The sequence below is a fragment of the Streptomyces sp. NPDC001513 genome (assembly GCF_042894695.1).
Lineage (GTDB): Bacteria > Actinomycetota > Actinomycetes > Streptomycetales > Streptomycetaceae > Streptomyces.
Map to the genome: position 1 here is coordinate 152,406 of NZ_JBIAVU010000007.1, position 13,630 is coordinate 166,035.

Below are 13,630 nucleotides of genomic sequence, written 5' to 3' on the forward strand. Positions count from 1 at the left end.
AGAGGAACCGTGATCTCCGAAGAGCTGAAGGCCGAACTGCTGGACGTGGGCCTGGAGGCCGCCCGGCAGGCCGGGGCGCTGCTGCGCGACGGCCGGCCGGCCGATCTGGCGGTGGCGGCGACGAAGACCAGCCCGATCGACGTGGTGACCGAGATGGACATCGCGGCGGAGAAGCTGATCACCGGCATCCTCGCCGAACGGCGACCCGAGGACGGGCTGCTGGGCGAGGAGGGCGCGGACACGCGGGGGACCAGCGGGGTGCGCTGGGTCGTCGACCCGCTCGACGGCACCGTGAACTACCTCTACGGGCTCCCGAGCTGGGGCGTGTCCATCGCCGCCGAGTACGAGGGCGAGACCGTGGTGGGCGTCGTGGCGGCGCCGATGCGCGGGGAGACGTACCACGCGGTGCTCGGCGGCGGGGCCTGGATGGGCACGGCGCGCCTCGCGTGCCGGCCGGCGGCGCCGCTGGACCAGGCACTGCTGGGCACGGGCTTCGCGTACGTGCAGACCCGGCGGGCCCACCAGGCCGGGATCGCGGCCCGGATCATCCCGCTGGTCCGGGACATCCGGCGGGGCGGGTCGGCGGCGCTGGACCTGTGCGACGTGGCCGCCGGGCGGCTGGACGGCTACTACGAGCGGGGGCTGAACCCCTGGGACCTGGCCGCCGGCGAGCTGATCGCGCGGGAGGCGGGGGCCGTGACGGGCGGCCGGCCGGGGGAGCGGGCCTCGGGGGAGCTGACCCTGGCCGCCACCCCGGCCGTGTTCGCCTCGCTGCAGCCGCTGCTGGAGGAGTCCGGGGCCTGGCACGACTGACCCGGCCCTGCGGCGCCCCGGTCGGGGCAGCACCGGCCGCCGGACGCACGCGAACCCCGGCCGCCCGAGAGGGCGGCCGGGGCTCGCGTCGTACGGGAGCCGTGAGGGATCAGCAGGTCGGCTCGGGGTCGGGTCGGCAGGCCGGGTTCAGCAGGCGGGCACGGTGGCCGAGACCGGGACACCGTGCTCGGCGGCGAGTCGCTGGAGATCTTCCAGCTCCGCCTGTTCCACTTCCGCGAGGAAGTCGTCGCCCGTCTCGCGGGCGTGCATGAGGTCCGACTGCGTGGACCTGATGCGCTGCAGGAGACCCGCGGTGAATGCGTCCATGATGGGTTCGCCCCCTCTTCGTGGGTCGGCGGCGGCACGTGGCTGTCCGCCGTCAGGGAGTGGATGGGGTGTGAGGACGTCCTCCCCGGCACCCTGGGCCCAGAAACCTCTCCAGGCCAGGGAATCCTCACTTCCGCCCCGTGAGCCCCTCCACGAGCCGCCTTACAGCCGGTTTACGGCCGAAACGTGCAGGATGGTCGACGCAATACACGTGTGCCCTTCTGGGCTCGGAGGAAGGAAACGACGTGCGCGTACTCGTCGTCGAGGACGAGCAGCTGCTCGCCGATGCGGTGGCCACCGGACTGCGCCGGGAGGCCATGGCCGTGGACGTCGTGTACGACGGCGCCGCCGCCCTGGAGCGGGTCGGCGTGAACGACTACGACGTGGTCGTGCTCGACCGGGACCTCCCGCTCGTGCACGGCGACGACGTGTGCCGGAAGATCGTTGAGCTCGGCATGCCCACCCGCGTGCTCATGCTGACCGCCTCGGGTGACGTCAGCGACCGGGTGGAGGGCCTGGAGCTCGGGGCGGACGACTACCTGCCCAAGCCCTTCGCCTTCACCGAGCTGACCGCCCGCGTGCGGGCCCTCGGCCGGCGCACCACGGTCGCGCTGCCGCCCGTACTGGAGCGTGCCGGGATCAAGCTGGACCCGAACCGGCGCGAGGTGTTCCGCGAGGGCAAGGAGGTGCAGCTGGCCCCGAAGGAGTTCGCGGTGCTGGAGGTCCTCATGCGCAGCGAGGGGACCGTCGTCTCCGCCGAGCAGCTGCTGGAGAAGGCCTGGGACGAGAACACCGACCCGTTCACCAACGTCGTACGGGTGACGGTCATGACCCTGCGGCGCAAGCTCGGGGAGCCGCCGGTCATCGTCACCGTGCCCGGTTCCGGATACCGGATCTGACCCGCGTGGCAACCAGCCCGGCGCCACCCACGGCGCCACCGAAACCGACCTGGGACCCCGGCCAGCCCGAGGGTCCCTTCCCGTGGCTGCGCCCGACCATCCGGATACGCCTCACGCTGCTCTACGGCGGGATGTTCCTGATCGCGGGCATCCTGCTGCTGTCGATCATCTACCTGCTGGCGGCGCAGGCGCTGCGGCAGGGCAACGCCCTCATGTACGAGATCGTCGACGGCCAGAACGTCCAGGTCACCAGCACCACCTGCCCGGTGTCGAGGATCAACCAGCTCGAACAGTTCAACACCGCGATGAAGGCCTGCGCGCTGGAGCAGCGCCGGCACGCCCTGGACGACCTGCTGAGCCGGTCGCTGATGGCCCTGCTGGGGCTCAGCATCATCGCCTTCGCCTTCGGCTACGCGATGGCCGGCCGGGTGCTCTCGCCGCTGGGCAAGATCACCCGTACCGCCCGCCGGGTGGTCGGCACCGACCTGACCCGGCGGATCGAGCTGGACGGGCCGGACGACGAGCTCAAGGAGCTCGCCGACACCTTCGACGAGATGCTCGACCGGCTGGAGCGGGCCTTCACGGCGCAGCAGCGGTTCGTCGCGAACGCCTCGCACGAGCTGCGCACGCCGCTCGCGATCAACCGGACCCTGCTGGAGGTGCACCTCTCCGATCCGGGGGCCCCGGTGGAGCTCCAGCAGCTCGGGAAGACCCTGCTCGCCACCAACGAGCGCAGCGAGCAGCTGGTCGAGGGTCTGCTGCTGCTGGCCCGCAGCGAGAACCAGATAGTCGAGCGCAAGCCCGTGGACCTGGCGGAGGTCGCCTCGCGCGCCGTCGACCAGGTGCGGGGCGAGGCCGAGGCGAAGGGCGTGGAGATCCGCGGCGAGCGCGTGCCGGCCGTCGTCCAGGGCAACGGCGTGCTGCTGGAGCGGATCGCCCTCAACCTGGTGCAGAACGCCGTCCGGTACAACGTGCCGGAGGACGGCTGGGTGGAGGTCACGACCGAGGCCCAGCACGGTCAGGCGGTCCTCCTGGTATCGAACACGGGTCCCGTTGTTCCCGCGTACGAGGTGGACAACCTCTTCGAGCCCTTCAGGCGGCTGCGTACGGAGCGCACGGGCAGTGACAAGGGTGTCGGACTCGGTCTGTCGATCGCGCGCTCCGTGGCGCGCGCACACGGCGGAAGGATCCAGGCAACCCCCCGGGAAGGCGGTGGCCTCGTGATGCGTGTCACTCTTCCCTTGTGAGTCCTGCACTCCGTGTTCGCTGTTGGCTGAATGTTTGCCCTTTGAAAGCAATTGCTCCTGTGTGATCGATCACAGTGGCGAGTGTCGGTGCATGTGCGTTCAGTGACCCCGGGGCGGCCGGAAAGCCCGGGAAGTCCGGGTTTCCGGCCCCCCGTATGGCGGGAAATACACGGGGTGGCGTTTGTGCAAGACGGCCCCCGGACCGTGTACGGTCCCGGTCGTCATCCCAGCCAATCGCCCCTTCAGGCGGGCGGCTGGGTGTCGATTGAGTAACAGACCTTGATGTGAGGCAAAATCTCCGCCTCAGGTCGGGCACAAGTCCGGCCTCTCGTGCGTTACGTGCGCTGAGACACCGCTAACACCCAGAGGGGGAGAGCGAACAATGGCAACGGACTACGACACCCCGCGCAAGACAGACGACGACGTCGACAACGACAGCATTGAAGAGCTGAAGGCCCGACGTAACGACAAGTCGTCCTCGGCCTCGGACATGGACGAATTCGACTCGGCCGAGAGCCTGGAGCTTCCCGGTGCGGACCTCTCCAACGAGGAGCTGGCCGTCCGGGTCCTGCCCAAGCAGGCCGACGAGTTCACCTGCATGAGCTGCTTCCTGGTGCACCACCGCAGCCAGCTGGCGCGCGAGAAGAACGGTCAGCCGATCTGTCGCGACTGCGACTGAGAGGCGTCGGCCGTGGCTGGCTCGACACCCTTTCGGAAGCGACGCTTCCGAAAGTCTGGTGATCCGGCGGAGGCGCAGGTGGCACCCCAGGACCCGGAAACGGGTTCCGGCGCCCCCGGCGGCTCCGCCAGTGAAGCGATCGCCGTGCCCTCCGACACCGCCCCGGCGGTGCCGTCGGTCACAGAGCCCGGCGAGGGGGCCCGGCCCAGGCCCGGGGCCCGTCGGCTGCAAGCCGTCAAGAAGGGTGTACGCAGGGGCGGCGAAGGTATCCGGCACGCCGCCCTGTACATCTCCGAGAGGGTCATCGAGAACGCACCGCGCGTTCCGGTTCGGGACCTCGCGACCCTGCGCGCGCAGTTCCCGGGCCTCGGTCCCGATCAGCTTGCCGACAAGCTGATCTCGGGCGCCGCCAACGCCACCTCGACCGTCGGCGCCGGGATCGGCGCGGCGGCCATGCTGCCCGTCCCGCCCGCGATGCCGGCGGAACTGGCGGCGGAGATCACCGGGGTCGCCGCGATCGAGCTGAAGCTCATCGCCGAACTCCACGAGGTCTACGGGCTCCGCGCGCCCGGCAACCTCGGACAGCGCAGCTACGCCTACCTGACCTCCTGGACGGAGGAGCGCGGGGTCGACCTGACCAAGCCGACCACGCTGAACGCGGCGCTCGGCGGGCAGATGAAGCGCGAACTGCGCCAGCAGATCATGAAGCGGATGTTCCGCAGCCTGCCGAACCTGATGCCGTTCATGGTGGGCGCCGCCGTCGGCGCGGTCATGAACCGGCGCGACACCCGCAAAGTCGCCGAGAAGGTCCGTGCGGACCTGCGCAGCAGGTCTGTGGCGTGGGATGCCCTGCCCGCCCTGCCGCCCCTTGAGCAGCCCACACAGCCCCTTCCCGAGGCCACCAGGGCCGCACTCGAGGGTCGGGATCCCGGCCTGTTCGGCTGAGACCGGCCGCCGCCGGGGGCGGCGACGCTATTCGGCCGGGACGGCCTGGGCCTTCGCCGCGCGAATCGCCTCGATCAGGGCCCCGGGCTCGCGGGTGGAGACGTACACGTACGGGGTCGGGTCCGCCGGGTCGGTGACCTCGACGCGGACCGCGGTCGGCACGTAGCTGCGCAGCAGCATGAAGGCGCGCGGGTCCGCCTTGTACGTGCGCCAGGCGCGCGACTCCTCGGCGTCCAGGACCTCCGGCTCACCCAGCGCGGTCACCGGGATCCGCGCGTCCCCGACCGCGAGCGCCCCGTTCACCACGCGCACGCGCGCGGAACCGTACGAGCTCACCAGCAGCCCGCTCAGCGCGGTGCCCCCGACCAGGCCGGCCAGCAGCGGCATCGTGCCCAGCGGCAGCAGCATCAGCGCGCACGCGAGGCCGGTCAGTACGGCGATGCCCCACCAGGAGCGGGGGGCGGTCAGGCGTTCGTCGTGGTGCGCGGGGGAGAGCTGCATGGGTTCAAGCCTGCCACGAGGCGACCGGCGGGTAGCCGCGCGGGTAAGGTCTGCGGCTGTGAGTGGACGAAACACAGCGTTGACGCCCCCGACCGATGCCGCCGCACCGGTCCGGCACCCCGATGCCCCGGCACCCGGCGAGCTCCTCGGTGCGCACTACGAGCACTGTTTCGGCTGCGGCGAGGGACAGCCGCACGGCCTCCACCTGGAGGTCCGCGCGGGCGAGGGCGTGAGCGTCACCGCGGAGTTCACCGTCAAGTCCGCACACCAGGGCGCTCCCGGCCTCGCCCACGGCGGGGTGCTCGCCACCGCGCTCGACGACACGCTGGGCTCCCTGAACTGGCTGCTGCGCGTCATCGCGGTGACGGGGCGGCTGGAGACCGACTTCGTACGGCCCGTGCCCGTGGACACCGTGCTGTACCTGGAGGCCGAGGTCACCGCCGTCGCCGGGCGGAAGATCTACTGCACCGCCGTCGGCCGGATAGGCGGTCCGCAGGGCCCGGTCGCCGTGCGCGCCGACGCCCTCTTCATCGAGGTGAAGGTCGACCACTTCATCGACAACGGACGGCCCGAGGAGATCCGGGCGGCGATGGCCGACCCGGACCAGGTCAGGCGCGCACGCGCCTTCGAGGTGAACCCCTGATGTCCCTGAACCACAACGGACCCCGCCATGAGGTCGACGTGCTGATCCGCCGCGTCGATCCGGAGGTCCCCATTCCGGCGTACGGCCACCCCGGCGACGCCGGCTGCGATCTGGTGACGACCCAGGCCGCGGAGCTGGCGCCCGGCGAGCGGACCGTGCTGCCCACGGGAGTGTCCATCGCCCTGCCCGACGGGTACGCGGCCTTCGTGCACCCCAGGTCCGGCCTGGCCGCACGCTGCGGGCTCGCCCTCGTGAATGCCCCGGGGACGGTGGATGCCGGGTACCGTGGGGAGATCAAGGTGATCGTGGTCAATCTCGACCCTCGCGAGAGCGTCCGGTTCGAGCGTTTCGACCGCATTGCCCAGCTGGTTGTCCAGCGGGTCGAGAAGGTGCGCTTCCACGAGGTGGCGGAACTTCCCGGCTCGGCCCGGGCCGAGGGGGGTTTCGGCTCCACCGGCGGTCATGCGGCCGTGGCCGGATCCGGGGCTGGTCAGCAGGGTGGGAATGGCTACGCTTCGGTCGTTACCGACCGGGAAGGACAGTGACGTGTTCGGACGTCGCAAGAAGAACGACTCCGCCCAGGACGGCGGCGCGGCCGAGCAGGTCGTAGACGGCGTCGACTCCGGTGAGCCGGACGACGCGGGCGAGCAGGACGGCGCCGCCACACCGCGCCGGGTGAACCTGCCCCCCGCCCCGCGGCCCGACGGCCCCTGGGACATCTCCGAGGTGCTCGGTAACCCGGCCGACGGCCGGGTCGACCTGGGCGGCATCCTCGTACCCGGTGTCGAGGGCATGGAACTGCGCGTCGAGGTCGCGGGTGACGCGATCGTGGCCGCGACCGTGGTCCTGGGCGACAGCGCCGTGCAGCTGCAGGCCTTCGCCGCGCCCAAGAAGGAAGGCATCTGGGGCGAGGTCCGCGAAGAGATCGCCGCGGGCATCACCCAGCAGGGCGGCATCATCGACGAGGCCCAGGGTTCCCTGGGCTGGGAGCTGCGCGCACAGGTGCCCGTACCGCTCCCGGACGGACAGACCGGCGCCCAGCTGGTCCGCTTCGTCGGCGTCGACGGCCCGCGCTGGTTCCTGCGCGGCGTCATCTCCGGCCAGGGCGCGGTGCGCCCCGAGTCGGCGGGCGTGCTGGAGCAGATCTTCCGGGACACCGTGGTCGTCCGCGGCGACGGCCCGATGGCCCCCCGTGACCCGATCGTCCTGAAGCTGCCGAACGACGCCCAGATGGTGCCGGACGGCGTGCAGACGGAGGAGCAGGAAGGCTCCCGCTTCGGCGGCGGCATGGGCCAGCTGGAGCGCGGTCCGGAGATCACCGAGGTCCGCTGACCCCGGACGGCCCCGTGCGCACAGGGGGCCGTCGCATGTTTTCGGCCGGTGGGCCCCACTCCTTCGGGGTGGGGCCCACCGGCTTTCGCGTGCGCGCCAGTGCCCCGCCAGTGCCCCGCCCGTGCCGGGCCCGCACCCGCCCGTGACCGCCCCGGTCGGCCGCGTGCGGGGGGACCCTGACCGAAGCGTCAGAGATCCGTCAGGGATCGGCGCCCGGATGGTCATCGGTACGTGGACATCCCGGACGTCCCGGAGAATGGGCGCATGGGACGCGGCAAGCTCAGGATCTATCTCGGCGCGGCACCCGGTGTGGGCAAGACCTACGCGATGCTCTCCGAGGGCCACCGCAGGGTGGAGCGGGGCGCGGATCTCGTCGTCGGCTTCGTCGAACATCACGGGCGGCCGCGTACGGAGGTCATGCTGCACGGTCTCGAACAGGTGGAGCGCACGGCCCTCACCTACCGCGGAGCCTCGTTCACCGAGATGGACGTGGACGCGCTGCTCGCCCGCAGGCCCGCCATCGCGCTCGTCGACGAACTCGCCCACACCAACGTGCCCGGCTCGCGCAACGCCAAGCGCTGGCAGGACGTCGAGGAACTGCTGCGGGCCGGGATCGACGTCGTGTCCACCGTCAACATCCAGCACCTGGAGTCCCTGGGGGACGTGGTCGAGTCGATCACCGGGGTGCGGCAGCGGGAGACCGTGCCCGACGAGGTGGTCCGCCGGGCCGACCAGATCGAGCTGGTCGACATGTCCCCGCAGGCGCTGCGCCGGCGGATGGCGCACGGGAACATATACAAGCCCGAAAAGGTCGACGCGGCCCTGTCCAACTACTTCCGGCCCGGCAACCTCACCGCCCTGCGCGAGCTCGCGCTGCTGTGGGTCGCCGACCGGGCGGACGAGTACCTCCAGCAGTACCGCGGCGAGCACGACATCCGCTCGACCTGGCAGGCGCGCGAGCGGATCGTCGTCGGGCTGACCGGCGGGCCGGAGGGGCGCACGCTCATCCGGCGCGCCTCGCGGATCGCGGCCAAGGGCTCGGGCAGCGAGATCCTCGCCGTCTACATCGCCCGCAGCGACGGGCTGACCGCGGCCTCGCCGAAGGAGCTCGCGGTCCAGCGGACGCTGGTCGAGGACCTGGGCGGAACGTTTCACCATGTGATCGGCGACGACGTCCCGGACGCGCTGCTGGAGTTCGCGCGCGGGGTCAACGCCACCCAGATCGTGCTCGGCTTCAGCCGCCGCCGCTCGTGGCAGTACGTCCTCGGTCCCGGCGTCGGGCCGAGCGTGGCCCGCGACGCGGGACCCGACCTCGACGTGCACATCGTCACGCACGAGGAGGTCGCCAAGGGGCGCGGCCTGCCCGTGGTCCGCTCGGCGACCCGGCTCGGACGGCCCCGGATCCTCGCCGGCTGGCTGGTGGGCGTGGTCCTCCCGCCGCTGTTGTGCCTGCTGCTGACGCATGCCGCCTGGGACCCCGGGCTCGCCAACGACATGCTGCTCTTCCTGGCGCTGACGGTCGCGGCGGCGCTGCTCGGCGGCCTCTGGCCGGCCCTCGCCTCCGCCGCCGTCGGCTCGCTGCTGCTGAACTACTACTTCGCCCCGCCGCTGCACCGGTTCGCCATCTCCGACGCCCGGAACATCGTCGCCATCGTCGTCTTCGTCGGGGTGGCCGTCTCCGTGGCCTCCGTGGTCGACCTGGCCGCCCGGCGCACCCACCAGGCGGCCCGGCTGCGCGCCGAGTCCGAGATCCTCTCCTTCCTGGCCGGCAGCGTGCTGCGCGGGGAGACCACGCTGGACGCGCTGCTGGAGCGGGTGCGCGAGACCTTCGCGATGGAGTCCGTGGCGCTGCTGGAGCGGGCGGACGACGTGGATCCCTGGAAACCGGCCGGCAGCGTCGGCCCGAGCCCCGCCGAACGGCCCGAGGACGCCGATGTGGACATGCCCATCGGCGACCACATGGCGCTGGCCCTGTCCGGGCGGGTCCTGCCCGCCGAGGACCGCCGGGTGCTGGGCGCCTTCGCGGCCCAGGCGGCCGTGGTCCTGGACCGCCAGCGGCTCGTCGGAGAGGCCGAGGAGGCCCGCCGGCTGGCCGAGGGCAACCGGATCAGGACCGCGCTGCTGGCCGCCGTCAGCCATGACCTCCGTACGCCGCTGGCCTCCATCAAGGCGTCGGTGACCTCCTTGCGCTCCGACGACGTGGAGTGGTCCGAGGAGGACCGGGCCGAGCTCCTGGAAGGCATCGAGAACGGTGCCGACCGCCTCGACCACCTGGTGGGCAACCTGCTCGACATGTCCCGGCTGCAGACCGGCACCGTCACCCCGCTCATCCGGGAGATCTACCTCGACGAGGTGGTCCCGATGGCGCTGGGCGGCGTACCCGAGGACAGCGTGGTGCTGGACGTGCCCGAGACGCTGCCGATGGTGGCGGTGGACCCGGGGCTGCTGGAGCGGTCCGTGGCCAACGTCGTGGAGAACGCCGTCAAGTACAGTCCGCCCGGGGAACCGGTGCTCGTGGCGGCCAGCTGCCTCGGCGACCGCGTCGAGGTACGCGTCGTCGACCGCGGGCCGGGGGTACCCGAGGAGGCCAAGGACCGGATCTTCGCCCCCTTCCAGCGGTACGGTGACGCCCCGCGCGGGTCCGGCGTCGGCCTCGGGCTCGCGGTCGCCCGCGGGTTCGCCGAGGCCATGGACGGCACCCTGGCGGTCGAGGACACCCCCGGCGGAGGGCTGACGATGGTGCTCACCCTGCGCGCGGTGCCCCCCGGACCCGGACCCGTGCCGGAAGGCCCTCTCGAACCGATGGAACACATGGAACGTGATCACAACAGTGATCGGATGACGCGACAGAAGGCAGGACCTCAATGACCCGGGTGCTCGTGGTGGAAGACGAGCCGCAGATCGTCCGAGCCCTTGTGATCAATCTGAAGGCACGCAAGTACGAGGTCGACGCCGCGGCCGACGGAGCGAGCGCACTGGAGCTCGCGGCGGCCCGTCACCCCGACGTGGTCGTCCTCGACCTCGGGCTGCCCGACATGGACGGCATCGAGGTGATCAAGGGGCTGCGCGGCTGGACCCGCGTGCCGATCCTCGTCCTCTCCGCCCGCCACACTTCCGACGAGAAGGTCGAGGCGCTGGACGCGGGGGCCGACGACTACGTCACCAAGCCCTTCGGCATGGACGAGCTGCTGGCCCGGCTGCGCGCCGCCGTCCGCCGCGCCGAGCCCTCGGCCGGTTCCGGCGAGGACGAGGTGATCGTGGAGACCGAGGGCTTCACGGTGGACCTGGCCGCGAAGAAGGCCGTGCGCGAGGGCCGCGACGTACGCCTGACGCCGACCGAGTGGCACCTGCTGGAGGTGCTGGTCCGCAACGGCGGCAAGCTGGTCAGCCAGAAGCAGCTGCTCCAGGAGGTCTGGGGGCCGTCGTACGGCACCGAGACCAACTATCTGCGGGTCTACATGGCCCAACTGCGGCGCAAGCTGGAGGCGGACCCCTCGCACCCCCGGCACTTCATCACCGAACCGGGCATGGGATACCGCTTCGAGAGGTAGTGGGCGCGCCGGTAGGCTTCCTTGTATGAGTGCTGAACCGCGTCCCGAGAAGCCCGCGAAGCCGGCCAGGCCGGCGGGCCGGTTCCGCCGGATGATCGAGCGGCTGTCCACCTCGCAGGAGGAGCTGCATTCGGCGGAGCTGCAGGAGGACGCAGAAGCCGCGGGGTGCACGCGGATCTGCGACTGCCACGACCGCCAGATAGTCAAGGTGACCGGAACCCTGCGTACCGTCACCCTGCGGCCGCGGGCGGGCGTCCCCGCACTGGAAGCGGAGCTGTTCGACGGCTCCGCCGCACTCGACGTGGTCTGGCTCGGGCGTCGCTCGATCGTGGGAATCGAGCCGGGGCGGCGCATGATCGCCTCCGGGCGCATCTCGATGAGTCATGGCCGTCGGGTGCTCTTCAACCCGAAGTACGAACTCCGACCGCTCGGACAGGAGCACTGACCGGTGACGTCATTCGACAAACCGACCACCCCGGAACCCGCCGCCACGCCGTCCGAGGACCAGAGCGCGGTGACGCAGGCGGCGCTGTTCGACGCCTTCGGAGGCATCCGGGGCACCGTGGAGACGATGCTCCCCGGGCTGCTCTTCGTCATGATCTACACGATCAACAAGGACCTGAAGTGGTCCGCCTTCGCCGCGGGCGCCGTCGCGGTGCTCTTGGTGATCGTGCGGCTGCTGCGCAAGGACACGGTGAAGCACGCCTTCAGCGGGGTCTTCGGCGTGGGCGTGGGCGTGGCCTTCGCGCTCTTCACGGGCAGCCCGAAGGGCTTCTACCTGCCGGGCATGATCTACGGAGCCGGGCTCGGGGTGGCCTTCACGCTCTCCGCGCTCGTGGGCTTCCCGCTGCTGGGCGTGATCCTGGGCCCGGTGTTCAAGGAGAACCTGTCCTGGCGCACCCGCAACCCCGGGCGCAAGAAGGCGTACACGAAGGCCAGCCTGGCCTGGGGCCTGATCTTCCTCGCCAAGTACGCGATCCTCTTCCCGCTGTACTGGTGGGGTGACGCGACGCAGCTGGGCTGGGTGCTGATCGGGCTGAAGCTGCCGCCGATGGTGCTCGCGGTGTACTTCACCTGGGTCTTCCTGGCGAAGGCGCCGCCGCCGATCGACGTGATCGCGGAGTGGGAGGCGAAGGAGGCCGCTGCGGAGAAGCAGGGGTCCTGAGCCGGACTGACTGCGACGTACCCGCAAGCCCGAAGGGGGCGGGGCGACCGACTGGTCGCCCCGCCCCCTTCGTCGTGCGCGCGTGCCCGCAGGGCTAGCCGCGGGCCTGGAGGAGGTCCTCCAGCTGTTCCTCGCGGGCCTGGGCGGCCACGAAGAGGAGCTCGTCGCCCGGCTCCAGGGTCTCCTCGCCGTGCGGGGTGAGGACCCGGTTGCCGCGGATGATCGTGACCAGCGAGGTGTCCTCGGGCCAGGCGATCTCGCTGATCTGGGTGCCCGCGACCGAGGAGTCGGCCGGCAGGGTCAGCTCGACGAGGTTGGCGTCGCCGTGGCTGAAGCGCAGCAGCCGTACGAGGTCGCCGACGCTGACGGCCTCCTCGACCAGGGCCGACATCAGGCGCGGCGTGGAGACGGCGACGTCGACGCCCCAGGACTCGTTGAAGAGCCACTCGTTCTTCGGGTTGTTCACACGGGCCACCACGCGCGGCACCCCGTACTCGGTCTTGGCGAGCAGCGAGACGACGAGGTTGACCTTGTCGTCGCCGGTCGCCGCGATGACCACGTTGCAGCGCTGGAGCGCCGCCTCGTCGAGCGAGGTGATCTCACAGGCGTCGGCCAGCAGCCACTCGGCCTGCGGCACCCGCTCCACCGAGATGGCGGTCGGCGCCTTGTCGACGAGGAGCACCTCGTGGCCGTTCTCCAGCAGTTCGCCCGCGATGGAGCGACCCACCGCGCCTGCCCCGGCGATCGCGACCCTCATGCGTGTGCCTCCTCAGGCCCTTCGGCGAACGCCGCCTCGACCTTTTCGATCTCGTCCGTACGCATCATCACGTGGACGAGGTCGCCCTCCTGGAGGACGGTCGCCGACGTGGGCAGCACGGCCTCGCCCAAGCGGGTGAGGAAGGCGACGCGGACGCCGGTCTCCTCCTGGAGCTTGCTGACCTTGTGCCCGATCCAGGCGGCGGAGGCGTGCACCTCGGCGAGCTGCACGCCGCCGCTCGGGTCGCGCCACAGCGGCTCGGCACCCGACGGCAGCAGCCGGCGCAGCATCTGGTCGGCGGTCCACCGCACGGTGGCGACGGTGGGGATGCCGAGGCGCTGGTAGACCTCGGCGCGCTTGGGGTCGTAGATGCGGGCGGCGACGTTCTCGACGCCGAACATCTCCCGGGCGACGCGGGCAGCGATGATGTTGGAATTGTCACCACTGCTGACGGCGGCGAATGCGCCCGCGTCCTCGATTCCCGCCTCCCTCAGGGTGTCCTGGTCGAAGCCGACCCCGGTGACGCGGCGGCCGCCGAATCCGGCGCCGAGCCGGCGGAATGCGGTGGGGTCCTGGTCGACTACGGCGACCGTGTGTCCCTGCTGTTCCAGGGTTTGCGCGAGGGCGGAGCCCACTCTTCCGCAGCCCATGATGACGATGTGCACGGCCGTCCTTCCGGCTGTCAGCGACTCGCTGGTTTCCAGCCTCATTGCATGCTCTGGTTTAACAGGGTCTCAGACCATGGCCCAAGCTACACACGGGTGGTCACCG

General features: G+C 71.3%; 16 protein-coding genes. 12 read left to right on the plus strand and 4 right to left on the minus strand.

All coding sequences use genetic code 11. The features are described from left to right. The first annotated feature begins 9 nt into the window (after positions 1-9). Positions 10-813 carry an inositol monophosphatase family protein gene (locus tag ACFYZ4_RS17510; RefSeq protein ID WP_390784274.1) on the plus strand — a complete coding sequence of 268 codons (804 nt, stop codon included), beginning with the start codon at positions 10-12 and terminating at the stop codon, positions 811-813. A 147-nt stretch (positions 814-960) separates the two neighbouring features. Here ACFYZ4_RS17510 and ACFYZ4_RS17515 read toward each other — a convergent pair whose 3' ends face one another. After that, positions 961-1,140, minus strand: a complete 180-nt coding sequence (locus tag ACFYZ4_RS17515) for a hypothetical protein (protein ID WP_319728675.1) — start codon at positions 1,138-1,140, stop codon at positions 961-963. A gap of 245 nt (positions 1,141-1,385) precedes the next feature. Here ACFYZ4_RS17515 and ACFYZ4_RS17520 point away from each other — a divergent pair, with 245 nt between their 5' ends. The 4 genes from ACFYZ4_RS17520 (at position 1,386) to ACFYZ4_RS17535 (ending at position 4,910) form a co-directional block, all read left to right on the plus strand. Continuing rightward, entirely contained in the window at positions 1,386-2,039 is a 654-nt protein-coding gene (locus tag ACFYZ4_RS17520) for a response regulator transcription factor (RefSeq protein ID WP_030008767.1), read from the plus strand. Positions 2,040-2,044: 5 nt separating this feature from the next. Then, positions 2,045-3,286, plus strand: coding sequence for a sensor histidine kinase (locus ACFYZ4_RS17525; RefSeq protein WP_384352573.1), 1,242 nt, complete (start codon positions 2,045-2,047; stop codon positions 3,284-3,286). 382 nt (positions 3,287-3,668) lie between these two features. Continuing rightward, positions 3,669-3,965, plus strand: a complete 297-nt coding sequence (locus tag ACFYZ4_RS17530; RefSeq protein ID WP_267723728.1) for a DUF4193 domain-containing protein — start codon at positions 3,669-3,671, stop codon at positions 3,963-3,965. Between the two features lie 12 nt (positions 3,966-3,977). After that, positions 3,978-4,910 (plus strand): hypothetical protein, encoded by a 933-nt coding sequence (locus ACFYZ4_RS17535; RefSeq protein WP_351288730.1) that lies wholly within the window; start codon positions 3,978-3,980, stop codon positions 4,908-4,910. A gap of 27 nt (positions 4,911-4,937) precedes the next feature. Here the strand turns inward: ACFYZ4_RS17535 and ACFYZ4_RS17540 are convergent, their stop codons facing one another. Beyond that, entirely contained in the window at positions 4,938-5,411 is a 474-nt protein-coding gene (locus ACFYZ4_RS17540; RefSeq protein ID WP_351288728.1) for a DUF3093 domain-containing protein, read from the minus strand. A gap of 58 nt (positions 5,412-5,469) precedes the next feature. Here ACFYZ4_RS17540 and ACFYZ4_RS17545 point away from each other — a divergent pair, with 58 nt between their 5' ends. The 7 genes from ACFYZ4_RS17545 to ACFYZ4_RS17575 all read left to right on the plus strand — a co-directional run bounded on the left by ACFYZ4_RS17545 (position 5,470) and on the right by ACFYZ4_RS17575 (position 12,102). Continuing rightward, a complete protein-coding gene (locus tag ACFYZ4_RS17545) occupies positions 5,470-6,054 on the plus strand; it encodes a PaaI family thioesterase (RefSeq protein WP_390784275.1) in 585 nt (194 codons plus the stop codon). Next, positions 6,054-6,599, plus strand: coding sequence for a dUTP diphosphatase (gene dut / locus ACFYZ4_RS17550; RefSeq protein WP_030709520.1), 546 nt, complete (start codon positions 6,054-6,056; stop codon positions 6,597-6,599). Before ACFYZ4_RS17545 ends, dut begins: the two co-directional genes overlap by 1 nt. A gap of 1 nt (position 6,600) precedes the next feature. Further along, positions 6,601-7,386 (plus strand): DUF3710 domain-containing protein, encoded by a 786-nt coding sequence (locus ACFYZ4_RS17555; protein WP_351288723.1) that lies wholly within the window; start codon positions 6,601-6,603, stop codon positions 7,384-7,386. Between the two features lie 264 nt (positions 7,387-7,650). After that, a complete protein-coding gene (locus ACFYZ4_RS17560; RefSeq protein WP_390784276.1) occupies positions 7,651-10,254 on the plus strand; it encodes an ATP-binding protein in 2,604 nt (867 codons plus the stop codon). Further along, complete coding sequence (locus ACFYZ4_RS17565) at positions 10,251-10,937, plus strand: response regulator (protein ID WP_351288719.1); 687 nt, start codon at positions 10,251-10,253, stop codon at positions 10,935-10,937. The genes ACFYZ4_RS17560 and ACFYZ4_RS17565 overlap by 4 nt, the downstream gene beginning before the upstream one ends. Before the next feature lie 25 nt (positions 10,938-10,962). After that, on the plus strand, positions 10,963-11,382 hold the full coding sequence (locus ACFYZ4_RS17570; protein ID WP_125816976.1) for an OB-fold nucleic acid binding domain-containing protein: 420 nt from the start codon (positions 10,963-10,965) through the stop codon (positions 11,380-11,382). A 3-nt stretch (positions 11,383-11,385) separates the two neighbouring features. Next, complete coding sequence (locus ACFYZ4_RS17575) at positions 11,386-12,102, plus strand: DUF3159 domain-containing protein (protein WP_351288717.1); 717 nt, start codon at positions 11,386-11,388, stop codon at positions 12,100-12,102. Positions 12,103-12,196: 94 nt separating this feature from the next. Here ACFYZ4_RS17575 and ACFYZ4_RS17580 read toward each other — a convergent pair whose 3' ends face one another. Together ACFYZ4_RS17580 and ACFYZ4_RS17585 are read right to left on the minus strand one after the other, a co-directional pair. Then, complete coding sequence (locus tag ACFYZ4_RS17580) at positions 12,197-12,859, minus strand: TrkA family potassium uptake protein (protein WP_351288715.1); 663 nt, start codon at positions 12,857-12,859, stop codon at positions 12,197-12,199. Further along, entirely contained in the window at positions 12,856-13,524 is a 669-nt protein-coding gene (locus ACFYZ4_RS17585) for a TrkA family potassium uptake protein (protein ID WP_351288713.1), read from the minus strand. The genes ACFYZ4_RS17580 and ACFYZ4_RS17585 overlap by 4 nt, the downstream gene beginning before the upstream one ends. Positions 13,525-13,630: the final 106 nt, after the last annotated feature.

Coding starts and splice junctions, on each gene's coding strand:
- ACFYZ4_RS17515 (WP_319728675.1), bottom strand. CDS start 1,140: ATGGACGCATTCACCGCGGGTCTCCTGCAGCGCATCAGGTCCACGCAG.
- ACFYZ4_RS17530 (WP_267723728.1), top strand. CDS start 3,669: ATGGCAACGGACTACGACACCCCGCGCAAGACAGACGACGACGTCGAC.
- ACFYZ4_RS17540 (WP_351288728.1), bottom strand. CDS start 5,411: ATGCAGCTCTCCCCCGCGCACCACGACGAACGCCTGACCGCCCCCCGC.
- dut (WP_030709520.1), top strand. CDS start 6,054: ATGTCCCTGAACCACAACGGACCCCGCCATGAGGTCGACGTGCTGATC.
- ACFYZ4_RS17560 (WP_390784276.1), top strand. CDS start 7,651: ATGGGACGCGGCAAGCTCAGGATCTATCTCGGCGCGGCACCCGGTGTG.
- ACFYZ4_RS17565 (WP_351288719.1), top strand. CDS start 10,251: ATGACCCGGGTGCTCGTGGTGGAAGACGAGCCGCAGATCGTCCGAGCC.
- ACFYZ4_RS17570 (WP_125816976.1), top strand. CDS start 10,963: ATGAGTGCTGAACCGCGTCCCGAGAAGCCCGCGAAGCCGGCCAGGCCG.
- ACFYZ4_RS17580 (WP_351288715.1), bottom strand. CDS start 12,859: ATGAGGGTCGCGATCGCCGGGGCAGGCGCGGTGGGTCGCTCCATCGCG.